Genomic DNA, 23,241 nt, shown 5'->3' with positions numbered 1-23,241 from the left:
TTTTTTAAAATTGCAAATGGTTAATATCGCGGGTTGGAGCAGTTGGTAGCTCGCCAGGCTCATAACCTGGAGGTCGCATGTTCGAGTCTTGCACCCGCAACTAAACAAACGAAAGTCGTTCTCAAAAGGAACGACTTTCTTTCATTATATACCCCCTACTCCTTTCTCTTACAAGTGCCAAAACAATGTTTGAACGCTAAAATATTAGAGCGATAAAAGTGTAAACATTTTACAGAATAGATGATCTTACACAACCGCCTTACTATCAGCGCGTTGCAATACCCATTGTTTTGCATTGCAAAAGCGGCTGTTTTGCACGGTAAAACAGGCACTATTGCATCGTAAAAGAGCCTGTTTTGCTATGTAGAAACGCTACTATCGTTTTTCTTCGGAATTATCTTTACAAAGTTGCGGGGTGTTTTTAGCTTTTTAAATAGAGTTACTAGAGTTTCTATAAAAACTAGAAATTCTATGCAACAGAGCCCTACAAACCTCTTTAAGCCCTATAATTCCACAACCGTTATGCCTACCTCAGCTTTTTAAATAGAATTACTAGAGTTTCTATAAGAACTAGAAATTCTATGCAACAGAGCCCTATTAGCCTCTTTAAGCCCTATAATTCCACAACCGTTATGCCTGCTCCACCAAACTGAACATGCTCGTCTCGGCAGCTTTTCACATTGGGAATAAAGTTCAAATACTGGCGAATCATGGTGCGCAAAATACCATTTCCCTTACCATGAAGTATGCGAACTTGCCCTACTCCCACAAGTATGGCATCGTCAATGAAGTATTGCACTTGGTTAATCGCCTCGTCCGTACGCATGCCACGCACGTCTATTTCTTGCTTAAATTGGTTGCGATGCTGATCAATCGTTTCACGCGTCTGTCGACTATAATTGTATGCTGCAAACTGTTTTTGGCTTTCTTGTAGTGTAGCAGCGTCCACATGCTCTAATCGAGATACCGCCATCTTAGTGCGCATATCACCAAATATCACCATAGCTTGCTTACCGTCGGTTGTCTCAACCTTACCAATAGAAGTCAATCCCTTTATGCGCACTGAGTCGCCGACACCGATTGGACGGTTAGCAGCACGTTTCTGTGCAGCAGCTTTCAGTTCTTCGGCAGCATTTTGCTTGCGTTCTTCCTTCTCCTGCAAATGGCGTTCGTGTCGCTCTTTCCTATTTTTTATCTTCTCAATCTTAGCCTTTAGTTCTTCGTCAGACATCAAACCGCCTTCTCGCATCGCCTGTTTATTGGTTGATTTCTTGACTTTCGACTTGCTTTTACTCTTTAAAGCGGCTATAGAATCGTTAAGCATAGCCTGCTCGTATTCAGCAAGTTCTTGGCGAATACGCTTGGTTGACTCCTTCTCTGCCTGCTGTTCACGAATCTCTCGTATAACGTTTTCAATGCGTTTGTTGCTTTCTCGGATTATCTCCTCAGCTTCCGCCTTTGCCTTTTTAATGATTTCCTTACGACTTTGTCGCAACTCTTCCATTTCCTTTTCATATTTGGCAATGGTTCGTTCCAGTTCTTTTTCGTGGCTATGCACGGTCTGTCGCTTTGTTTCCCAGTAGCGTTTGTCCCTAACAATGTCCTGTAAGAACTTATCACTCTGTATATAATCCGAGCCAACAATGGCTGAAGCGTCGCTGATAACCTCTTCGGGGATACCCGTTTTGCGCGCTATTTCAATGGCAAACGAACTCCCTGGTCTGCCAATAGCCAACTGAAAGAGTGGTCGCATCTCGTGGCGGTCGTACAACATCGCCCCGTTTGCAACACCTTTATGGTCTTCTGCAAAGTGCTTTAGATTCTGATAGTGGGTCGTTATCACCGCCCACGCCTGCTTTTTCCAGAACTGTTTCAACACAGATTCAGCGATAGCACCACCTATTTGAGGCTCAGTTCCAGTACCAAACTCGTCTATTAAGATGAGCGTATGGCGATCTGCCTGCTTCATCATGTTCTTCATGTTCATCAAATGAGACGAGTATGTACTCAAATCGTTCTCAATACTCTGTTCATCTCCTATGTCAATCATGAGGTTTTTGAACGTTCCTGCAGTGGAACGCTCACTCACTGGGATTGAAAGACCGCATTGAAGCATATATTGAAGCAGTCCGACGGTTTTCAGACAAACCGACTTTCCGCCTGCGTTAGGGCCCGAGATAATGAGCAAACGTTTCTCTTTTGTGAGTTGAATGTCCAGCGGAACCACTGTTAAAGGGGCATCGCTGTTCTCAGCCGTACGCTGTTTTCTCGATAATGAAATCTGTAATAGCGGGTGAATGGCACGTATGAAGTCCACATGAGGCTCTGTTCCAACCTCTGGTTCAATGGCTTTGAACATGCGAGCCAGCTCTGCTTTCGCACGAATGAAGTCGATTAAGGCGAGGAAATGGTATGAATCGAGTATCTCTCGTACGTATGGACGCACCAATTTAGCGAACTCTCGGAGGATACGAATTATCTCTTTGCGTTCTTCATTCTCCAATTCGCGTATCTTATTGTTGGCTTCTACCACCTCAGTAGGCTCTATAAAGACCGTCTTTCCAGTCGCACTCTCGTCGTGAACAATGCCCGATATCTTGCGTTTCATACCTGGTGCCACTGGAATAACCAGTCTTCCGTCGCGCATTGTAGGCGTTACATCACGGTCAACCACACCTTCGCTCTGTGCAGAAAGCAAGATACGGTTCAGCGTTCGCGATATACTGCTTTCCACTCGAGCCAGTTCTCTGCGTATTTGGAGTAGGTCTGGCGATGCCGAATCGCGCATTTTACCGAATTTATCGATAATTTGACTGATGCGTTGCACCAATATTGGGAAGATCGCCACGCCATCAGCAAGTGCATAAAGAGCAGGATAAGTGTGCTGAATGTCGCCATTAGGCAGTTCGTCTCCAGCACTTAAGAACTTCACAACAGCGATGATGGTTTCCAACGAACGCTTTAAATCGAAGAGTTCGTCCTCTTCCATGTGTGTACCTTCAAGGCGAATGCGTGCCACACTCGCCCTAACGTCAAACACATTGTCGAGCGGAAAGACTTCCGTACCTTCCTGAATACGTCTAAATTCGCGCACTTCTGCCAACCAACGATTTATTTGTTGTGTGTCGATAGAGAACTCCATGCTGTCCACTTGTTCTTGTCCGAGTGTAGAAAGACAGTGTTCTCGCAAAAGCGTACGTATTTCGTTAAAGCCTATTTTCTGCTCAAAATTGTTGGGATATATCATCTTTGTTTGTAAAATTGTCGTTATCGTGTGCCTTAATATAGGCATATTTAGAGCGACAAAGTTACTATTTTTCTTTTTAATACCGATGCGAGTTTGTTTTTTAATTGTAATTTTTGTACTTTTGCGCACAAAAAAGAGATGGTTAAAAATATGATACTTGTAGGTTTAGGCAGCTTCTTTGGGGGCATGGTACGTTATTCTGTGTCATACCTAATAGGGAGATATATCACTTCACCCTTCCCCTTAGCCACGTTTATCGTGAATGTTTTGGGCTGCCTTATCATAGGTTTTGTTTCTGGTTTGCCCGTATTCGCATCGCTTGGCACCAGTAATCGCCTACTATTAACGGCTGGATTATGCGGTGGTTTCACCACTTTCTCAACGTTTATCAGCGAGAATGTCATGTTTTTTAAGGACGGAAGACCTACTACAGCATTGCTTTACATTATTGGAAGCATTGTTGCTGGCTTCCTTGCAGTAGTAATTGGACAGCTTATTGCAAAACTTTTTTAGTGCGTTTGGACTGTAAAAGGTAGGGAAACTAAATACCACAGATTTCCCATTGAATATAGAAAAAGATACAGAACAAACGTTTTCATTTTGTAAAGAAAGTACATGCTAAAAACGATAGAATCGCTTTTGCGTTGCAAAAGTGCCTATATTGCAGCGCAAAAGCGCCTGTTTTGCACGACAAAACAGGCGCTTTTACATTGTAAAACAATGGGTATTGCAAAGCGTTGGAAAAGAGATAGTTATACGATAGACTCTCTCTTGTAAAATCTTTACACTTTTATTACACTTTCATCACGCTTTAAAAGCTAAATTCACAGCTAATAATAAGCTCTCTTGGGCGTAGTTCGTAGCTGTTCGTAAAGACTCCAATGCCATTATAGGAAGTCTCTATGTAGTTGCGTTTGTCGAACAAATTGGATAGCATAGCAAAGATAAGGAAGTTCTTTTGTCGCCATGTTACTTTCGCATTGGCAAGAAATGTGTTGAGCGTAGCGCCCTCTAACTGGTTGTGATAGTATATACCAGACAGCGAAAGGTCCACTTTTCGAATGGTAGAAGTAAGCGTTAAGCTCTGTTTCCAATTGAAACGTGATGCCAAAGAAGCATTATCGAATGATGATTTGCTCATTATAAAATCGCCATTGTAGCTGATATACGCCCATGATGGCGAATAAGTGAGCGATGGCGATAGCGTTAACGAACGGTATTCATAGCCCAAAACTTTACCGCCAGTGTATTGTTCGCCGTCGCTATAAGTTGCTGTTATGCCGCACGATGTCTTGAAATGGTGTTTATAAAAGCCTTTTGAAAACCAAAATCGCCCGTTTAAATTAGTGCTTTTTGTATTGTGTTGCACATAGGTCATTAGGTAGTTTCCGTTTTGAATCTGCATATCCATCACCGAATTGCTCCACATTCGATTAGCAGAAAGCGAGAAATTAGAGAAGAATTCCTTAACAACACGCTTATAATTGTGCGTAAAAGAGAAGTTCAGCGAATTGGTACGTGGCATGAAAGTGGGCGATGTCTGCCATGTGCGGTAGTTAGTTTGGTAGCTGTCAAGGGCGAAATCAGACAGTCCTTGTATGGATTGGTTGTAGCCAAATGATGCATTCGTTTCGGTGCGAGTGCTCTTCTTATAGTTTACATACAGTGAGGGAGATGTCTGGAAGTACCATTTGCGTTGCTGCGTAAGATATTTTAAGTTGAACCCTTGCCGCATGGTTGCACGCCATTTTCCCTTTTCGTAGTTGAGCGAAGGCGACGAACTGAATTCTAACTGTGTGTGTCCGTTGCGTACATTCAAGTGTTGCAAGTCTGCAGAAAAGTTGTAATTCTGTGTGAAACCGTTCTTTGAAGTGCGCCAACTCACCTCGTTATTATTGTGCCAAAGGTTCGAATGAATGCTTTTTTGGTCTGTATTGATATACAAATCATTACGTGAGTAGTGGTAATCTACTATTGATTGCAGTGTAAGGGTGCCTCGCTCGCTGTTCTGCGAAGTGGTAATGTAGCCTTTAACATTCGCTTCTGGCGTACGAACTCGCTGCGAAAGATTAGTATGACCCGTACTTTCGAGTTTCGATAAGGCATCGCTCTGCTCTGCATTCACACTGAAATGCATCGAGCCATAACGTTTTTCGGTGTTTATTTTCTTATCAATAGTGAAGTTGAAAACATCTTCTTTCAACATTAAATGATGTTTTTCGCTGGTCGTGGTAGGCGTTTGGGCAAAGTAATAGGTAGAGTTGTTATACGTATTTTGACGAACAACGTTGCGGAAATAGTCTGTCGTTATACGCATTTCGTTATCGTTTTTCGTCTTTATTAGTCGGTTAATGCTATAACTTTGCGACGTGTTGAAGCGCAGGCGGTCGGCATCTATCGGAGCTTTAAGACTTGGAACGGAATACCACGACGAGAGATTGGCAGGTTGCGGAGCCATGTAATCGATGACAAAAGCAAAGCCCGACTGCGCCACATCCCTACCTCTGCGGTCGTATATAGCGTCGTACATCATCTGTTTGCGTTTTCCTATACTCATCATATTGGCAGAACCAGCCACGTGAGTAGGCTTCCCGATGGCAAGATAGGGGCGCAACGTTATCGAAAGACGGTCGCGAGCTTCGTCTTTCAGCGTTACATTCATTGCTACATTGTCGCTGAACACCTTGTTGCGCAAGGCCTTTATGGGTTGGTCATGCTCTATTACTTCCGCCTTTTTCACGTCCTTTGCTTTTATATTCTCGGTAAGTTTGTTGTACTTTCCGTTGCTAAGATCAAGCCCTTCTACAGTAAATCGACTGATATCCTTGCCGTTTACGCTTATCTTTCCGTCGCTTCCGACGTGTACTCCAGGCAGTTTTGCAAGCACATCCTTTAACGAATTGTCTCTTTCCGAGGCGAAACGAGTGAGGTCGAACGTTATTGTATCCTTGTTATTGGTTATGGGTCCCGCCTTCACCGTTATCTCTTGCATCTCAAAAACCTTCTGTGCCATCTCAATACGGTTGCCCGTTGAGGCGGTAATATGGGTTCTTTTCTTTTGGTATTCCATTGCTGTGGCTTGCAGCTGTAAGTCTTTAAGGTTGTCGTTGTTATGCGAAAGGCTGAATTCTCCCCTATCGTTGGTGCGTGAAAAGGTAACCACCTTGCCACCTTTTAGCAACATTACGTTGGCTTTTGCGATAGGCTTGTGGGTTAAAGAATCCACAACAACACCCGAAATATGGTCTTGTGCCGAAGCAGAAAGAGTGAAAATAAGGAATAGGAAAGAAACAATAGCCCTCACCCTGCCCCACTTCGACTTGAATAGTGCGGTTGTTTTAGCTGTTGCTATTAGTATTCTTTTCATTGTAAATAGCGTTATAGGTGTTTTGGTAAAGATAGCTTTGTTGGCTCTGAACAAGACTTTTATAGTGGCAAAAAGTCTTTCAGAGCCTTTTAATCAATAAGTTTTGTGGAGCAGAAAAAGCAATTTAGTACAGCTCTATCGGGTTGCTCGGCATGGGTTTTGCCATTTGTTTCATAAATTCAGCCTTCATTTCTTCTGGCACTTCGATTTGTATTCCAGCCGCAGACAACATATCTTCAGGCACAGCTTTGGCTTGATAGTCTACAAATTCCTTCATTGTTGCAGAGACATACTTATCGAATTTGGAGTCGTAAGTAATGTTTTCACCTTCTTTAGCCTGCTTCATTCCGACGCAATCGAATATGTATTGTTGCTTAGAATCATAAGCACGGAGTATCAATCCAGGCAGTCCGCATAGCTTCCAAGGGCCATTATCCAATGGAATATCGGTAGTAAACCATGCCGTCCACGTACGTCCTTTGAACGAACAGCGCGCCATTTGACAATGATAGTCAAGTATTTGCTTTGTGCTATCGGCTATAATGTCCCATTGGGGCTGTTCTAAAGGCTCGATGATGCGGAACTTTTCTCTTATCACCTTGTCTAAATAAGTAGACTTTCCTGTAGGATAATTGCGATAGAAGTCCATCGAAATGCTGCCTCGTGCGGAGGTTGAAGACGGTATTGCGATATTGTTTGCATCGACAGACTTACGCAACTCTTCCTCGTAAGCGCGATATGTGGCACTATAAAAGTAGCTTACCTTATCGCCAATTAGCAGCTGCATATCGTCGTTTCCGTAGTTATAGCGACCCACCGAGTCGAGTTTTGTGGTGTCGCGTACGCTCTTTGTCCGATAGGTAATGGTGTACTTGAGTTTGTCGATAACTTTGTTTTGGTCCTTTTTGTTAGGTTTTGCACTTACCGTAAGCACTGCAAGGGCGAGTGCTGCCGTTGTTAAAATAATACGTTTCATAATCTTTCTATTGGGTTTTGTGGTTGTCTTTTCTGCATTTGCTTGCGCATTGACTCTTGCTGTGCTTCGGTTAGCTTGCCATTAACACTGCCGCTTACTACCTTGAACGTTACACCTTTGCCACTTCTATTCATAATATCCATAGGCGTGGTGTTGGCTTTGAGTCGCTGTAAGTTGCTCATAGAGGTTGCCTCGTAGCTGTTAAAGCAGTCATCGAACACTATGTTGCGCGTGCCGTCGGTTTGCTTTAAGCCTACGCAATCGAAGATATAGTGGCGGGAATTGTCGTATGCACGGAGCACAAGTCCCGGTAATCCGTCCAATTTCCACGGTCCGTTGTCGATTGGAATATCGGTTGTGAACCATGCAAACCATTGTCTGCCTTTGTAATTGCAGCGTGCCATCTGGCAGTCGTAGCCGAGAATGCGGGCTGTACTGTCGGATATCAGTTCCCATTGGGGCTGCTCTATGGGTTCTACAACACGAAATCCATCACGGAAAACATTGTCTACGTAAGTTGTTTTGCCTGTTGGGAAGTTCTTGAATAGCTTCCAATTGATGCTTCCACCTCGCATATTAGGCACTGAAAAGTTGCCTTTGTTCATCATTTCGATGCGCTGTTGCTCGTAGAGAGTGTTGGAATAACTATAAAAGAAGCTCACCTGCTCGCCCACCTCGAGGCGCATATCCTCCTCGCTGTAGATGAAATTGCCGAGCGAATCGACCTTCGTGGTGTCGGTAATGCTTTTCGTACGATAGGTAATTTCGTACTTTACCTTGTCTATTTTCCCTCCCTCTTTCGGTTTTGCATAAGTAGAAAGTGTGGCAGAAAGGCAGATGAAAGTAGTTAAAAGCATTCTCTGTATCATATCTTTATTGTATTATGTTCCTGCCGTTGCGTCTACATTCCTTCGAAATAGCTTTGCAATTCCTTGGCTGCAGCTTCGTCGGCGTTGAACAAGTCCTTTAAGATTATACCCTTTTCCATAAGTATTATGCGGTTGCAAATCTCTGAAACGAAGTTCAAATTGTGGCTTGATATCAGCACAGTAGTACCATGTTGTTTGTTAACCTCGTGGATAATGCGTGCTATGTTTATCTGCGACGAAGGGTCGAGATAGTTGAAAGGCTCGTCGAGAATGAGTATTTCAGGATTCACTATCATTGCTCCGATGATGCCAATCTTCTGTTTATTGCCTTCAGAAAAGTCGCGAATGAGTTTCCCCGTGCCTATAATCTCGTCTCGCATCAGCACTTCGAAAGTCTGTAAGCGTTCAGAAAGCGTTGCTTCATCTATGTTGTAAGCTGCCGCAATAAAGTCAAAGAACTCCTCAGGGGTATAGTATTCAATAAGAAAACCCTTATCAATGAACGAGCCTGTATAGTTTTTCCAGTCAAAACACTCGTTTACAGGACTGCCATTAGAGAACACTTGTCCTTCGGTAGCACTGATAAGATCGAGTATCAGACGCATTAACGTAGTCTTTCCGGCCCCATTATTGCCCACAAGACCAATGAGTTCACCTTTGTGAAGTGTCAGATTAGGAATGTCAATTACCGTATTTGTTCCGTAAACCTTCTTTAAATTCTCTATCTTTATTTCCATATTTGGCTATTATTTTCTATTGTTTCTTTTTGTTTAAGTATAAGTTTTGCACTATCGTTACTTGTTTCTGTAACGTTCAAAGTGCTTATAACGCTTTGCTTCGTAGCGGTGTGCAATCCACGAAATAGCGTATTTGTGCACAGCAAATCCCATGATACCAAGCACACCGAATATGATTCCACAAGTATTTGGAGGTAAAACACCTACCAAAGCCATTGTTATTAACATCAGAGACAAAGTGGTTGCGAAGCTTGAAACACTATAATCGTTGCCTTGTGTGTTCATAAAGCCCGATGCAAAAATATCAATTGCCTTAGTATGGAAGCAGAAAGTGAGCATCAATAGATTGGAAAAACCTACCGAAAATAATAATGATCCCACCATAAGAATGATGCTTGTATCGTACAAGAAGTGAGGAATAAGCAGTATTAAGAATGATAATACCGCCATAGGAATGGCAGTATAATATTTGCGAAGCAGTAGTTTCTCAATGCTAATAGGGCGCGTCCACACACCATCAAAGTAGTTTCCTTCTAATGCAAACGTAAGTTGAAGAGCCATAAGAGGCATTACCATGATAGCAAGGGGTAGAAACATGTTACGATCCACAGCATCAGGGTCCTCGTAACCAATCGCTGCGTACCAGAAAGACTGTGCTAAAAAGATTACTGGTAATACAAAAACCATACGCAATCGCTTACCTCTTAAGAAAGGACGCATCTCTATAAAGAACGCCGAACGGCTCGATTTACGGATTTCTTTCTTCTTTTTCTTGTTCTCGTCGTAGCTGCGCAAATAGCCCAAACAATGCAATTCGAGATAGATACCTATGGCGATTAGCACAAAGAAGTAGGTAATGTGTACGCCCAACGACATGCCAAAGAAGTTGATTCCGTGTACAAACGCCAACGACCACCACATAAGCCAGCCCACAACTACGGCCCATTTCCACTCCCAACCCTGTGCGGTTCGAAACATAACGGCAGCCATACTGTTTATAAAAGATACAGAAAGCAACAGCAACGCCGACACTATGGCAGGACCAAAAGGCATGATAAAGAAGCAGATAATGGCAAGTGGCAACGCCCAAGCCAGTGTCCAGAAGTTGAATATTTGTGCAATTGATACGAAACGAATCCACGTTCGTTTCTTAATAGGGCGTGTTTTTATGTACGAATCGATAATTGCCGAGTCGGAAGAGAATATCAATTTCGATATGATATCGGGCAAAAGCAACGATGATGCAACGATAGGCATAATGTTTTCCCACTTTATTTCTGCTAACAAATTCCATGTTTTGTCGTCCATTCCAAACAGAACACTAACTATAACCACTGCTACAAGAAAGTAAAAGTAGGTTGCAAGGAAGAAGTCTTTCCACTTAAAGCTGCGTCGCTTCTTCGTTATTTGCATCAGTAAAAGTTGTTTTAACATGCGTTTAATTGTAGAATTTATAGATATCTTTTCTGGTACAAAGATAAGAAAATATTGATGGAGCAACAAAAAAAATATCTTATTATTATGTTTTTACTTAAAATTAGTACAACGTTTACCGACCATTTTCGATGGAAAACAAGATGAATTTTGCACTAACGAAAAGGGTTTAAAATGCGCATATAAACACCTTAATTTGTAAAGAAAAGTACAAGTGAAAAGCAGGGTAAGTTGTATTGCATTGCAATAGTGCCTATATTGCAGTGCAAAACAGGCTCTTTTATCGTGCAAAACAGGCACTTTTGCAACGCAAAAGAGCCTATATTGCAAAACCTTGATAATGACATAGTTACACAAGAATATCGTTATTCCGAAATCTTAACACTTTTATTCGTATTTTAAAGCCATAAAAATGACTATCATTCATATTTTTCAGATAATGCAAAAAACCTTATTTTGGCTTCTCTTTTTAAATAAAAAAGGTGTATCTTTGTGTTTTGAATAGAACAAGAACAATATTCATTAAGTGGTAAAACGAGTAATGAAGTATGCCATTATTGCCGCAGGAAACGGCTCACGACTTGCTAAAGAAGGCGTAACAGCACCGAAACCATTGGTAAAAGTCAATGGAGAACAGCTTATTAACCGCCTTATCCGTGTGTTCTGCAGCAACAATGCCACCGAAATTGTGGTTATCTGCAACGAGGAAATGACCGATGTGCAGGCGCATCTTGCCCATATTCAGCAGCACGGAGTAGCTGGAAAGCAGGTTCCGTTGCGCTTTATTGTAAAATCAACACCCAGTTCTATGCACAGTTTTGCAGTGCTGAGCGAATGGCTAACCGACGAACCTTTTGTGCTAACAACGGTAGATACCATCTTCCGTGAGGACGAATTTAAAGCATATATCGACGCTTTTACAAAGGCAATTGCCAAAGGTGTGCAAGCTTATATGGGAGTAACGGCCTATATTGACGACGAAAAGCCACTCTATGTGGGCACCGATGAGGAGGGCAACATTACGGGGTTCTACGATAATAACGAGACAAATTGCAGCTACATATCGGGCGGTATCTACGGATTACACCCACAGGCGATTTGCACGCTCAACGATTGTATGCAGCGAAACGAAAGTCGTATGCGCAATTTTCAGCGGGCATTGATTGCAGACGGACGCAAAACGGTGGCTCATTCTTTTACGAAGGTGCTCGATATTGACCACGCTTCCGACATTGAAAAGGCTGAACAGTTCTTAAATAGTACGGAATGCGGACAATAGCCATACAACGCGACCCACGCTTTTCGCCCAATTCGGTAGAGAAAGACCTTGCTATTCTTTCGGCAGTGGCGTTGCCGATGGAAGGTAAAATAATAGCCGAAGGCGAACTAACCATTGACGATGTTGTTGCAGCAGACACGATATTGAACATGGGACGCATGGCAAATACCTTGCAATTGCTTGAAGAATATGGAAGCGGAAAGTGTATTGTAAACTCGCCAGTGGGCATAAGAAACTGCCAGCGCAGTAGAATTACAACGCTGATGCACCATGCCGACATTCCCACACCGCCTGAAAAGGGTAGCAACGGATACTGGATTAAACGCGGTGATGAGGCTGCACAGACGCAAAACGATGTGTTATACTGTGCCAACAAGGCTCAACTGGAGGCAGCAAAGGCTGTTTTCCGGAGTCGTAACATTACAAACATGGTGGTACAAGCACACGTTGAGGGCGACCTTGTGAAGTTTTATGGTGTTGAGGGTACTGCTTTTTTTCGCTACTTCTACCCTACCGACGATGGCGCAACGAAGTTTAGCGACGAGCAACGCAATGGTATTGCACACCATTATGCCTTTGATAGCACAGCATTGGCAGCGACAACCAACCGTTTAGCAACACTTGCTGAAACACCAGTGTATGGGGGCGACGCCATTATAACGGCTGAGGGAACGTTCTGCATTATCGATTTCAACGATTGGCCGAGCTTCTCTCGGTGCAAAGATGAGGCTGCAAAGGCTATCATTTCGTGTGTAGCAGCACGGCAAAACTTATAGAAACGGAAATATGTTTGTTCTGTTTCGGTCAGTAAGATGAACTAATATGAGTATAGAAAATAAATCTTTTAGCGAACTATTAAAGGCCTCTATGAAGTCTGACGACACGGAGGAATGGCTCGATATATACTTTACCAGACCTGTAGGCTTGGCTTTTGCCTTGCTATGGTACCGCTTAGGCGTTACGCCAAACACCATAACCATCTTGTCAATCTTCTTAGGTGTAGGCGCAGGACCTATGTTTTACTTCCAAAATGTATGGTATAATATAATAGGTATAGTGCTTTTGGTGTTGGCAAACCTATGCGATTCTACCGACGGACAACTTGCCCGACTCACCAATCAACGTTCTATGAAGGGTCGCTGCTTAGATGGTTTCGCAGGCGATACGTGGTTTGTATCCATCTATTTAGGCATTGTGTTGCGCATTTGGAACCAACCTATGCCAGGGATAGACGTGAAATGGGGCTTATTCGGACTTGCTCTTGCTGCTATTGCAGGCATCGTTTGCCATTCGCAACAAAGTTCGCTGGCCGACTATTACCGCCAAATTCACTTGTATTTCTTAAAGGGTAAAGCTGGCTCGGAACTTGATAGCTATGCCGCAGAGCACGCTATCGTGGAGAGTTTGAAGGGAAAGAAGGGTGTATTTTGGGACAAAGCGTTCCATTCTAACTATCAACACTACTGCAAAAACCAAGAAAAAAGAACGCCAGAGTTCCAGAAATTAAGACAAGAACTTAACGAACGGTATGCCAATGTAGAGGATATACCCGACGAATGGAAGGCTAAATTCTTGCAAGGGAGCCGCCCTTTGATGCCATTAACGAACTTTCTATCGTTCAATTCGCGCGCAATACTCATCTATATAACGGTGTTAGCCAATTGTCCGTGGGTATATCTCTTTATCGAAATAGTGCTTTACACTATCATTTATATGTATATGCACAAACGACACGAGGACCATTGTAAGGCGATGCGAGCACTATTAAACAATTGATGGACTATGATTAAAGGATATATATTCGACTATGGCGGTACGATAGACACGTCTGGCTGCCATTGGGGCATGAAGATTTGGCACGCATACGAACAACTTGGGTTCCCCGTAACGGAGGAACAGTATCGTGAAGCCTACGTTTATGCCGAACGAACATTGGGTAAAAATCCGATTATACAGTCCGACTTTACTTTCCATCGCACTTTGGAAGAGAAGATACGGCTGCAGTTTGAGCATCTGCAACAACAAGGACTGGTTGCAGCAACGGGCTTTTCGCTTGCCAATAAATGCGCTAAACTGGTGGAAATGCTATACAGTGACGTTGTAAAAACAGTTGCCGAAAGCAAGGAAGTGCTGCTAAAAATAAAGGAAAAATACCCTATTGTGTTGGTAAGCAACTTCTATGGGAACATCGAAGTAGTACTGAAAGAGTTCAATTTAGATGGTATCTTCCAGGAAATAGTCGAAAGTGCAGTGGTAAAGGTATGTAAACCCGACCCACGCATCTATGAATTGGGCGTAAAAGCCCTACAATTGCCTGCCGAAAACATCGTTGTCGTGGGCGATAGCTACGACAAAGACATTGTACCAGCTCATTCCATAGGTTGCAAAACTGTATGGATAAAAGGCGAAAGCTGGACTCCTGACAAAATAGAACAGGGGGTAGCAGATTGTGTGATAAGCAGTTTGACAGAATTAAATATATAAAAAAGCATAAAGGGATTAAAACTTTTACAATATAAGAAATTAGAAATCGTTTTAAAATTTAAAACTAATAAATAAATGAAACAAGCAAAAGTTGCACCCGCAGAAGGTAAATTGGGAATTATGGTTGTGGGTTGTGGAGCCGTTACAACCACATTCATAACAGGTGTTTTAATGGCTCGCAAAGGCTTGGCAAAGCCTATTGGCGCCATGACACAGTACGACAAAATACGTGTTGGAAAAGGAAAAGACAAGAAGTACCTCCACTACAAAGACATCGTACCGATTGCCGACATGAACGATATCGTATTCGGCACATGGGACGTGTACCCACAAAACGCTTATCAAGCGGCTGTTTATGCTGAAGTTTTAAAGGCTAAAGACATCGAACCCGTACGCGATGAGCTGGAAGCAATAAAGCCTTTGAAGGCTGCTTTCGACAAGAATTATGCGAAACGCATCGATGGCGACAACGTGAAAGAAGGTGTAACACGTTGGGGAATGGTGGAAGAACTGCGCAAAGACATTCAAAACTTCAAACAAGAAAAGGGAGTTAGCCGTGTCGTTGTACTATGGGCAGCTTCTACAGAGATATATGTGCCGTACGAAGAAGAGTACCATGGCACACTCAAAAAGCTTGAAGCAGCCATGAAAGCTAACGATAAAGAACATATTGCACCATCTATGTGCTATGCTTATGCGGCTCTGACAGAAGGCTGTCCTTTCATAATGGGTGCACCAAATACTACGGTTGACATTCCTGCTATGTGGGAATTGGCGGAGAAAACACGCATGCCTATTGCGGGAAAAGACTTCAAAACGGGTCAGACTCTCGTGAAATCGGGCTTTGCTCCTATCATTAGAACTCGCGCATTGGGCTTGAATGGTTGGTTCTCAACCAATATTTTGGGCAACCGCGACGGCCTCGTGCTTGATGAACCAGCTAACTTCCGCACCAAAGAAGTAAGCAAACTCTCTACATTAGAGACTATTTGTAAAGCCGATGAACAGCCAGACCTTTACGGAAACATATACCATAAGGTAAGAATCAACTACTATCCACCTCGCAACGACGATAAAGAAGGATGGGATAACATTGATATCTTTGGCTGGATGGGCTATCCAATGCAAATTAAAATTAACTTCCTCTGCCGCGATTCTATCCTCGCTGCACCGCTTTTGTTAGACCTTGCGCTCTTAAGCGACCTTGCTGCGCGTGATGGACGCTACGGTATTCAAAGGTTCTTGAGCTTCTATCTCAAGAGTCCAATGCACGATTTCACGCAGGAAGAGGAGGCTGTTAACAACCTTTTCCAGCAATACACCATGCTGAAGAATGCAATCCGCGAGATGGGCGGTTATGAAGCTGATGAAGAAATTGACTAAGATTACACATAAAAACCGAGCAGCAAGAATTGCTTTCTTGCTACTCGGCTTATTTATAGGGATAACAACGACAGTGGCGCAAGACCTGCACTGCACAGTGATTGACGCCCAAACGCAAGATACTATTGCGTATGCAAATGCCACTTACAGAAGTTTAAAGATTGCAACTTCGGCCGACCAAAAAGGTCAATTCACCATTGCAAGACATGATGGAGAACTCCTTGAAATTACATCGGTAGGCTATAAACCACGCAAAATAAAGATTACGGAAAAGTCTCCTAACGAACTTCTAATTACTTTAATAGCTACTTCGAAGCAATTAGATGGCGTTGTGGTAAAGGCAAAGCGCCGCCATAGGTATTCAAGAAAGGACAATCCAGCCGTGGAACTTATGCGACGAGTCATCGCTGCAAAGCAAAAGACAGACCTAACCAACCACGACTTCTATCAATATGATAAGTATCAGAAGGTAACAATGGCTCTTAACAACATCACCCAAGCCCAATTGGAGACGGGAATGTTTAAGAATTTGCCTTGGTTAAAGGAACAAGTGGAGATGTGTCCTTATAATAATAAGTTGATATTGCCTATCTCTGTAGATGAAACGGTAACGCAACACATCTACAGAAAGTCTCCGAAAGATGAGAAAGACATTATAAAAGGTCAGAGCACAAAGGGTATTTCGCAACTCATTCAGACGGGCGAAGCGATGAATACCATCATAAAAGACTTGTTTAAAGACATAGATTTGTACGACGACCAGATAGAATTGTTGCAGGCACGCTTCCCATCTCCTATTGGTTCGACGGCCATTTCGTTCTATCATTTCTATATCGACGACACGCTAAAGGTGGGCGACGACGAATGTATACGCCTCCAATTCATGCCCGCAAACCAACAAGACTTTGGCTTTAGAGGCGAGTTGTATGTGCTAAACGATGGTTCTCTGCACGTAAGAAAGTGCGATATGCAGCTTCCTGCAGGCACTGGCGTGAACTTTGTAGCCGCTATGAAGTTCAAACAAGAGTACTCTAAGCTTCCAAATGGCCAATGGGCGCTCACCACAGACGACATGATGGCAGAGTTAGAGATAGTTAGTATGCTCCAACAGATGCTCATTATCCGCACAACGGGGCTTCAAAACTATTCGTTTGAGCCTATAGAGCCAAGTCTTTTCAAGGGAAAAGCAAAGAAAAAGTACGACTCTCACGCGAAAATGAGGGATGATAGCTTCTGGGAAGAGCACCGTACGACTGCATTATCGAAGAGCGAACACGGCATGGGAGACTTTATTAAGCGCATGGGACGTACCAAAGGCTTCAAGACAGTTATGTTTGTATTTAAAACTTTCATGGAGAATTTCGTGGAAACGGGGTCTGAAAACACACCAAGTAAGGTGGATATTGGTCCTGTAAACACCTTTATATCGAAGAACTATACAGACGGAATACGCTTAAGAGCCTCTGCTCGAACCACTGCAAACCTTAGTCCGCATTGGTTTGCTGAGGGATATTACGCTTACGGAACGAAGTCAAAGAGCCACTATTATGGTAGTAAAATAACGTATTCGTTTAATAAACCGGAGTATCAACCGACTGAATTCCCAATCCGAACCCTCTCATTTGAGTCGTATCGGGACTTGGAATCGCCATCAGATAAGTATCTTGTACACAACAAGGACAATATTTTTATGACCTTCCGTCCCGTAAAAGTTGAGAAGCTCTACCTATTTAATAGGCAAAGATTGGGCTTCCAATGGGAAACCGACTATGGTCTTTCTACGCAATTGAAGCTCAATACCGAGAGTAATCGCCCTATGGGAAAACTCATTTATGAGCGTATGGACGGCTCGATTGTTGATAAGGTGCGCATGACATCGTTCACTTTAGGCTTCGATTACCGCCCAGGACAGAGTTATATCAACTCGAAACAGCGTCGAATAGAGGTGAATTTAGATGCTCCGCAGTTTACATTGACCCACACAATCGGTCTTAAAAACGTGTTAGGAAGCCAGTTTACGTACAACCTTACCGAATTTTCAGCTTACAAACGCCTATGGTTGGGAAGCTGGGGAAACTTCGATATGCGTTTAATGGCAGGTGCACAATGGAACAAAGTGCCTTATCACTTGCTCATAATGCCTCCAGTTAACACTTCACTTTTCGAACATCAAGGGTCGTTTAACCTCATGGAGAACATGGAATTCCTTAACGATCGCTTTGCACAATTCAATCTTGCGTGGAACTTGGAAGGTAAAATCTTCAACCGAATTCCACTCGTTAAGAAGCTGAAATGGCGCGAGTATGTTGCGTTTAAGGGAATGTGGGGACACCTTACCGACAAGAACAATCCGTTGTTGCCACAGAATGTTGCTGACACCGAGCTATATAAGTTCCCTGAAGGCACCAATGTAATGACCAATACTCCATACTTAGAGCTTGTATTGGGAATACATAACATCTTCAGAATGCTTGAAATTGACTATGTACGACGCCTTACTTACACCAACTTGCCTGGCATTTCAAAGCACGGCATACGTCTTGGCTTCAATGTAGTGTTCTAAAAACGACAGATTAAAACAACAATAAAAAAATGTAGAGATAAACCTTTCGGCTTGTCTCTACATTTTTTTTATTCTTTAAAAAGCATTTACACCTTATATATAATAGGCATCAGTGATTGGTTGAAACAGCATTACAACCTTCCGCTACCTTACATATTCCAAAGCTTTTCCTATTACCTTGTTAATATCAACCTCCAAAAAACGATAGTCATCTACCGACACCATGCTTGGAATATTCATGACACGATCGAACGATTTGTATTTTCCTTCATCTTCATCTACAACCATTTGATAAAGCACACCATTGTGACAAATCTTTCCATGTCGCTGTATTGAATCTTTAGTTACGGCAAAACAACCCAACAACTCCATGAAACTATCTTCCACTTGAATGGCTGTGAAGAAGTCTAACAGCTGATTTTCTCTCACTCCCAAGCGTCTTAGCAAAGCAATAAGCTTTACAAGCGGCGTGTCAGATAGGAAGTGGAAGTCGTCAGTTACGCTAACTTCCTCTTTAATATAGGCATCTTCAAAGTTGTCAAGCACCTTAACAACTTCTCTTGCATCGTTCTTTTCCAGCTTAATACCCACTGCCGACAAGCCCTTAGTTACGATCTCAAAGTCCACTTTGCATTCTTCTTTAACATAAGCCTGCAACGAACTCTTTGCATGTTCGCTTACAGAGTGATAGAAAGTATGCTTTGAAACAAACTCTTTGATATATCCTTCATAGTTAGCATCACCGTAATAATTCCTAAATACCGTGCTCATTGCTACGCTATCCATAATGAAGATAATCTTGTCAAAGCCAAATTTATTAAGGAACTGTGCCTTGTTGTCCGAGTCATATTCAAACTCTACAACATCCTTCCTTGTTAGTTTCTTATCAGAATGTGCCGAGAATATATTGAAAATGCCGAACAAATGAACAGGGTCAATGCGGTCGAAGTCTTCTATTAGTAGCACTGTTGTCTTCTTATTCCCTGCTACGCTCCTCGTTATCAGCCAATTCAGCGGGTCCAATTCAGTCAGATTATTGGCTTCAGCAGAATATTTCGTAACAGATTTCGTAGCCTTATCAAATTCAGCTGCCTCTAAATATTCTTTAAATCCTTTCAATTTCTTACACTGATTGGTAATTCCTTCAGCCATATTTATGGCACCTTTTAAGAGTGCTCCAAGCTCGTTTCCATTCCTTAACACCGATGGAACATACCTCATAATATCTTTTATAACATCCAAAGGCCGTTCGTTCAAGTACCATTGCAGCAAAATTGGAGCAGGAACATTAATACTTGGATTAAGCGAACCATCTAAAACCAACTGTGCAAGTAAGTCTCTTTTGACGTATTCAATAATCTGTTCGTTTGCTGTAAGTTGGTAATTGATAGGTGTGAGCGAGTAAAAAGCATATTGGTTGCTATACTTTTCTTTGAACTTGTTTAGGAATTCGGTTTTCCCATCGCCGAGTTTTACGGATAAAATGGTTCTATCTACCTCGTCTTCATTCAAATGATGGTAAAACGCCGTTAGTTTTTTTGTAATATCCATGGGGATTTGTTGGTTAATTATCTGAAACTTAGTGATTAATCTTAGTTGCGTTACCACATCGTAATGCCGCCCTGCATGCAGAGCATACAATTCGGTTTAGTGGCTAACGACACAAAGTTACTAATTATTTTTTGTAATGCAAAATAATGCCAAAGTTTTTCTTTTATAAAATGAAAGTTTTTTAATGCAATGATGAAATCAAGACTGTTGAAAGATCATACAAGTGTAAAGAAATCACCAAACAGAAAATATCGTGTAACCATCTCACTTTCAAACCCTTGCAATAGGGGTTGTTTTACGTGGTAAAACAGGCTCTTTTGCAACGCAAAACAGGCACTTTTAGAACACAAAACAATTGGTATCGTTTTTCAATGGTATTTTTCTTTACAGAAGAGTGCGGTTTTTTCAACGTATCAAACCCTTTTTTTGGGGCCGAAATATACTGTTTATATATTTACAAAAAGAGGGTTAAAAAGGCACAAAAAAGTAAAGGAAATGAGCAGAAAGCGAGAGAACTATCTCTCTATTTTACTCGTGATGGTATGGTTCACCCTTAATAATGCTGCACGCTCGATAGAGTTGTTCAACGAAAATCAGGCGTACCATCTGGTGAGAGAAAGTCATTTTAGAAAGCGAAATCTTTTCGTTGGCACGATCGTACACCGCTTTAGAAAACCCATAAGGGCCACCGATAACAAACACAAGTCGCTTTGCTGTGTTCTGTTTCTTTTGCAACCATGCGGCATAGTCTACCGAACGGAACTCTTTACCGTGCTCGTCGAGCAGCACAACCGTATCAGACGTTTGTATTTCCTTTAGTATCATCTCGCCTTCGCGGTCCTTTTGCTGTGCTTCCGATAACTTCTTGGTGTTCTTCAGTTCGGGTAAAGTAATGATATTGAACGGCAAATAGTGGCCTATGCGCCCTGTATAGTCGGCAATGGCACGCACAAACACCTCTTCGTTTGTTTTTCCAACTAATATTAAAGTAGCCTTCATTCTTTACTTTTTATACGCATCTTTGCGCTTAGGGTTCATCGGAAACCACCCTTTTCTTACACGGTCTACCTGTTCGAACAGTTCTCCGATGCCCCAAAGCAACGATGCTCCCGTTACACCAAGCAGGGCCGACCAAAACAATTCGGCTATGAACAGGGCCGAAACACAGCATATTATGCCTCCAACGAGCCACATCCACCAACCTTTTGTGCCGAAATAGTATTCCCATTTAATTACTGCGGGGTGCAGCATGCCTATTATAAAAAAGGTACAAATGGCAAGAATGACACCTTTATAATATAATTCCATGATTCTATTTTTTAGCTTTAATTTCTTAAACTGGACACAAAAATACAAAAATATTCCCACAATTAGAACAATAATCTTATTATTTTCTGTATATTTGCAGTACTATATGCGTGCGATACAACTTCGTTTGTTCAACGGCAATAGTGCGCAGGTAGCATCAACTAAATTATTATAACATACGAGAGTCATTGAATAGCGCTCTCTAAAAATTATCAGGAAACTATGCAGAACAAAGAACTTATTGCTCAATGCGAGCAAAAAGCAAAACAATGGCTCGCTCCTGCTTTCGACGAAGCAACCCGCAAGGCCGTTCAAGATATGTTGGACAGCGACAACAAAGACCTTCTTATTGAGTCGTTCTATAAAGACCTTGAGTTCGGAACAGGCGGTTTGCGTGGCATTATGGGCTCTGGCTCTAACCGAATGAACGTCTATACCGTAGGAATGGCAACACAGGGATTTGCTAATTACCTTAAGATGAGCTTCAAAGATAAAGAGCAAATCTCTGTAGTAGTGTGCCACGACTGCCGCAACAACTCTCGTTTGTTTGCCGAAACAGTTGCTAATATCTTCTCAGCAAATGGCATTAAGGTTTATCTTTTCGAGGATTTACGCCCTACTCCAGAGTGCTCTTTCGCTATCAGACACTTTAAAGCGCAAGGCGGTGTAAACATTACTGCAAGCCACAACCCACGCGAATACAATGGCTATAAGGCTTATTGGGACGACGGTGCGCAAGTATTGGCTCCTCACGATAAGGGTATTATCGACCAAGTGAACCTCGTTAAGATTGAAGATGTGAAGTTCGAGGGCAACAAAGACCTTATCGAAATCATCGGAGAAGACGTAGATAAAGTTTATCTTGAGAATGTAAAGACGGTTTGTATCGACCCTGAAGTTATCAAACGACAACACGATCTCTGCATTGTTTACACTCCGCTGCACGGTGCAGGCCGCGTTATGATACCACGAGCACTGCGCGACTGGGGCTTTACAAACATTCATTGCGTTGAGGAACAGATGGTGAAAGACGGCAACTTCCCTACTGTAGACCGTCCAAACCCTGAAATTGCCGAAGCGCTTACGCTTGGTTTGCGCGACGCTAAGAAGCTCGATGCCGACATATTGATGGCTTCTGACCCTGACGCAGACCGTGTTGGAATGGCTTGTAAGGATAGTAATGGAGAGTGGATTCTTATCAATGGTAACCAAACATGCTTGATATTCCTTTGGTATATCATTACAAACAGACAGGCTTTGGGTAAGATGACACCGAAAGACTATATCGTTAAGACCATCGTAACCACTGAAGTAATTGCCGAAATAGCTAAGAAGCAACATATAGAAATGCGCGATTGCTACACAGGATTCAAGTGGATAGCTCACGAAATCGCCATCTCAGAAGGTGAAAAGAACTATATCGGAGGCGGAGAGGAAAGCTATGGCTTCATGGCATCGGACTTTAACCGCGATAAAGATGCTGTTAGTGCGTGTGCTTTGCTCGCTGAAATCTGCGCATACGCTAAGGATAAGGGCAAGACGCTGTATGATTTGCTCATGGATATATACCTTGAATACGGCTTTAGCGAGGAGTTTACCATCAACGTTGAGCGTCCAGGAAAGAGCGGAGCAGACGAGATTCAGCAGATGATGCGCGACTTCCGTGCTAACCCTCCAAAGGATTTGGGCGGCAGTACTGTTTGTTTGTGGAAGGATTATGCTTCTCTTGAAGCTACTGATGCTGAAGGAAACAAGACCAAACTCGTTATGCCTGAAACAAGCAACGTATTGCAATGGTTCTGCACTGACGGCACAAAGGTGAGCGTTCGTCCTTCGGGAACTGAGCCAAAGATTAAGTTCTATCTCGAAATAAAGGACAATATGCAAACTGCAACCGACTTTAAGGCTTGCCGTGCACGTGCTTACGAAAAGATTGAAGGCATTAAAAAGAGCCTTGGTTTAGCATAAACAGCAATGCTGTAATATACAAAAAGAGGGTGTGTCAAAATTGATACATCCTCTTTTTTATGCACAAAGCTCCGA

16 protein-coding genes, 1 tRNA gene and 2 pseudogenes are annotated in these 23,241 nt (G+C 42.5%); 9 read left to right on the top strand and 10 right to left on the bottom strand.

What is annotated here, in order from left to right; translation table 11 throughout:
* The first annotated feature begins 27 nt into the window (after window positions 1-27).
* Window positions 28-100, top strand: a tRNA-Met gene (locus HXN26_RS01735).
* A 513-nt stretch (window positions 101-613) separates the two neighbouring features.
* Here HXN26_RS01735 and HXN26_RS10885 read toward each other — a convergent pair.
* Together HXN26_RS10885 and HXN26_RS01730 are read right to left on the bottom strand one after the other, a co-directional pair.
* Window positions 614-1,243, bottom strand: a pseudogene (locus tag HXN26_RS10885) (Smr/MutS family protein); the annotation flags it as partial.
* 69 nt (window positions 1,244-1,312) lie between these two features.
* A pseudogene (locus HXN26_RS01730) lies at window positions 1,313-3,247 on the bottom strand (endonuclease MutS2); the annotation flags it as partial.
* A gap of 150 nt (window positions 3,248-3,397) precedes the next feature.
* On the opposite strand from HXN26_RS01730, the gene crcB reads away from it, so the two are divergent.
* A complete protein-coding gene (gene crcB, locus HXN26_RS01725; protein WP_273158333.1) occupies window positions 3,398-3,760 on the top strand; it encodes a fluoride efflux transporter CrcB in 363 nt (120 codons plus the stop codon).
* A gap of 298 nt (window positions 3,761-4,058) precedes the next feature.
* Here crcB and HXN26_RS01720 read toward each other — a convergent pair whose 3' ends face one another.
* The 5 genes from HXN26_RS01720 to HXN26_RS01700 all read right to left on the bottom strand — a co-directional run bounded on the left by HXN26_RS01720 (window position 4,059) and on the right by HXN26_RS01700 (window position 10,609).
* The gene (locus HXN26_RS01720; RefSeq protein WP_273158332.1) at window positions 4,059-6,614 is read right to left on the bottom strand and encodes a carboxypeptidase-like regulatory domain-containing protein; all 2,556 of its coding nucleotides are present in this window, start codon (window positions 6,612-6,614) and stop codon (window positions 4,059-4,061) included.
* Between the two features lie 124 nt (window positions 6,615-6,738).
* Window positions 6,739-7,590: a GLPGLI family protein gene (locus HXN26_RS01715; RefSeq protein ID WP_273158331.1), complete on the bottom strand. Its 852-nt coding sequence runs from the start codon at window positions 7,588-7,590 to the stop codon at window positions 6,739-6,741.
* Window positions 7,587-8,459, bottom strand: a complete 873-nt coding sequence (locus HXN26_RS01710; RefSeq protein WP_273158330.1) for a GLPGLI family protein — start codon at window positions 8,457-8,459, stop codon at window positions 7,587-7,589. Before HXN26_RS01710 ends, HXN26_RS01715 begins: the two co-directional genes overlap by 4 nt.
* Before the next feature lie 32 nt (window positions 8,460-8,491).
* Window positions 8,492-9,196, bottom strand: a complete 705-nt coding sequence (locus HXN26_RS01705) for an ABC transporter ATP-binding protein (RefSeq protein WP_273158329.1) — start codon at window positions 9,194-9,196, stop codon at window positions 8,492-8,494.
* Between the two features lie 57 nt (window positions 9,197-9,253).
* Entirely contained in the window at window positions 9,254-10,609 is a 1,356-nt protein-coding gene (locus HXN26_RS01700; RefSeq protein ID WP_273158328.1) for a DUF5687 family protein, read from the bottom strand.
* A gap of 562 nt (window positions 10,610-11,171) precedes the next feature.
* Here HXN26_RS01700 and HXN26_RS01695 point away from each other — a divergent pair.
* The 6 genes from HXN26_RS01695 (at window position 11,172) to HXN26_RS01670 (ending at window position 18,339) form a co-directional block, all read left to right on the top strand.
* On the top strand, window positions 11,172-11,909 hold the full coding sequence (locus tag HXN26_RS01695) for a nucleotidyltransferase family protein (RefSeq protein WP_273158365.1): 738 nt from the start codon (window positions 11,172-11,174) through the stop codon (window positions 11,907-11,909).
* Window positions 11,897-12,685, top strand: a complete 789-nt coding sequence (locus HXN26_RS01690; protein ID WP_273158327.1) for a hypothetical protein — start codon at window positions 11,897-11,899, stop codon at window positions 12,683-12,685. The genes HXN26_RS01695 and HXN26_RS01690 overlap by 13 nt, the downstream gene beginning before the upstream one ends.
* A 46-nt stretch (window positions 12,686-12,731) precedes the next feature.
* A complete protein-coding gene (locus HXN26_RS01685; protein WP_273158326.1) occupies window positions 12,732-13,685 on the top strand; it encodes a CDP-alcohol phosphatidyltransferase family protein in 954 nt (317 codons plus the stop codon).
* A 6-nt stretch (window positions 13,686-13,691) separates the two neighbouring features.
* Window positions 13,692-14,393 (top strand): HAD family hydrolase, encoded by a 702-nt coding sequence (locus tag HXN26_RS01680; protein WP_273158325.1) that lies wholly within the window; start codon window positions 13,692-13,694, stop codon window positions 14,391-14,393.
* A gap of 75 nt (window positions 14,394-14,468) precedes the next feature.
* A complete protein-coding gene (locus HXN26_RS01675) occupies window positions 14,469-15,776 on the top strand; it encodes an inositol-3-phosphate synthase (protein WP_273158324.1) in 1,308 nt (435 codons plus the stop codon).
* The gene (locus tag HXN26_RS01670) at window positions 15,751-18,339 is read left to right on the top strand and encodes a DUF5686 family protein (RefSeq protein WP_273158323.1); all 2,589 of its coding nucleotides are present in this window, start codon (window positions 15,751-15,753) and stop codon (window positions 18,337-18,339) included. Before HXN26_RS01675 ends, HXN26_RS01670 begins: the two co-directional genes overlap by 26 nt.
* 144 nt (window positions 18,340-18,483) lie before the next feature.
* Here HXN26_RS01670 and HXN26_RS01665 read toward each other — a convergent pair whose 3' ends face one another.
* From HXN26_RS01665 to HXN26_RS01655, 3 genes are all read right to left on the bottom strand, one after another.
* Window positions 18,484-19,890 (bottom strand): hypothetical protein, encoded by a 1,407-nt coding sequence (locus HXN26_RS01665; protein WP_273158322.1) that lies wholly within the window; start codon window positions 19,888-19,890, stop codon window positions 18,484-18,486.
* A gap of 528 nt (window positions 19,891-20,418) precedes the next feature.
* Complete coding sequence (gene rlmH / locus HXN26_RS01660; RefSeq protein WP_273158321.1) at window positions 20,419-20,889, bottom strand: 23S rRNA (pseudouridine(1915)-N(3))-methyltransferase RlmH; 471 nt, start codon at window positions 20,887-20,889, stop codon at window positions 20,419-20,421.
* Window positions 20,890-20,892: 3 nt separating this feature from the next.
* Window positions 20,893-21,198, bottom strand: coding sequence for a DUF4491 family protein (locus HXN26_RS01655; RefSeq protein ID WP_273158320.1), 306 nt, complete (start codon window positions 21,196-21,198; stop codon window positions 20,893-20,895).
* Window positions 21,199-21,420: 222 nt separating this feature from the next.
* On the opposite strand from HXN26_RS01655, the gene HXN26_RS01650 reads away from it, so the two are divergent.
* Entirely contained in the window at window positions 21,421-23,166 is a 1,746-nt protein-coding gene (locus HXN26_RS01650; RefSeq protein ID WP_273158319.1) for a phospho-sugar mutase, read from the top strand.
* Window positions 23,167-23,241: the final 75 nt, after the last annotated feature.

Origin of the sequence: Prevotella aurantiaca (assembly GCF_015262605.1) — a bacterium.
GTDB classification, from domain to species: domain Bacteria; phylum Bacteroidota; class Bacteroidia; order Bacteroidales; family Bacteroidaceae; genus Prevotella; species Prevotella aurantiaca.
Note: the sequence above shows the minus strand (reverse complement) of the source record. Positions and strands in the feature narration are given on the sequence as shown.

What these genes read in the sequence shown, in the direction of transcription:
- HXN26_RS01650 (WP_273158319.1), top strand. Translation starts at nt 21,421, where the DNA reads ATGCAGAACAAAGAACTTATTGCTCAATGCGAGCAAAAAGCAAAACAA.
- HXN26_RS01675 (WP_273158324.1), top strand. Translation starts at nt 14,469, where the DNA reads ATGAAACAAGCAAAAGTTGCACCCGCAGAAGGTAAATTGGGAATTATG.
- rlmH (WP_273158321.1), bottom strand. Translation starts at nt 20,889, where the DNA reads ATGAAGGCTACTTTAATATTAGTTGGAAAAACAAACGAAGAGGTGTTT.
- HXN26_RS01690 (WP_273158327.1), top strand. Translation starts at nt 11,897, where the DNA reads ATGCGGACAATAGCCATACAACGCGACCCACGCTTTTCGCCCAATTCG.
- HXN26_RS01715 (WP_273158331.1), bottom strand. Translation starts at nt 7,590, where the DNA reads ATGAAACGTATTATTTTAACAACGGCAGCACTCGCCCTTGCAGTGCTT.
- HXN26_RS01720 (WP_273158332.1), bottom strand. Translation starts at nt 6,614, where the DNA reads ATGAAAAGAATACTAATAGCAACAGCTAAAACAACCGCACTATTCAAG.
- HXN26_RS01670 (WP_273158323.1), top strand. Translation starts at nt 15,751, where the DNA reads ATGAAGCTGATGAAGAAATTGACTAAGATTACACATAAAAACCGAGCA.
- HXN26_RS01705 (WP_273158329.1), bottom strand. Translation starts at nt 9,196, where the DNA reads ATGGAAATAAAGATAGAGAATTTAAAGAAGGTTTACGGAACAAATACG.
- crcB (WP_273158333.1), top strand. Translation starts at nt 3,398, where the DNA reads ATGATACTTGTAGGTTTAGGCAGCTTCTTTGGGGGCATGGTACGTTAT.
- HXN26_RS01655 (WP_273158320.1), bottom strand. Translation starts at nt 21,198, where the DNA reads ATGGAATTATATTATAAAGGTGTCATTCTTGCCATTTGTACCTTTTTT.
- HXN26_RS01685 (WP_273158326.1), top strand. Translation starts at nt 12,732, where the DNA reads ATGAGTATAGAAAATAAATCTTTTAGCGAACTATTAAAGGCCTCTATG.
- HXN26_RS01710 (WP_273158330.1), bottom strand. Translation starts at nt 8,459, where the DNA reads ATGATACAGAGAATGCTTTTAACTACTTTCATCTGCCTTTCTGCCACA.
- HXN26_RS01695 (WP_273158365.1), top strand. Translation starts at nt 11,172, where the DNA reads ATGAAGTATGCCATTATTGCCGCAGGAAACGGCTCACGACTTGCTAAA.
- HXN26_RS01700 (WP_273158328.1), bottom strand. Translation starts at nt 10,609, where the DNA reads ATGCAAATAACGAAGAAGCGACGCAGCTTTAAGTGGAAAGACTTCTTC.
- HXN26_RS01680 (WP_273158325.1), top strand. Translation starts at nt 13,692, where the DNA reads ATGATTAAAGGATATATATTCGACTATGGCGGTACGATAGACACGTCT.
- HXN26_RS01665 (WP_273158322.1), bottom strand. Translation starts at nt 19,890, where the DNA reads ATGGATATTACAAAAAAACTAACGGCGTTTTACCATCATTTGAATGAA.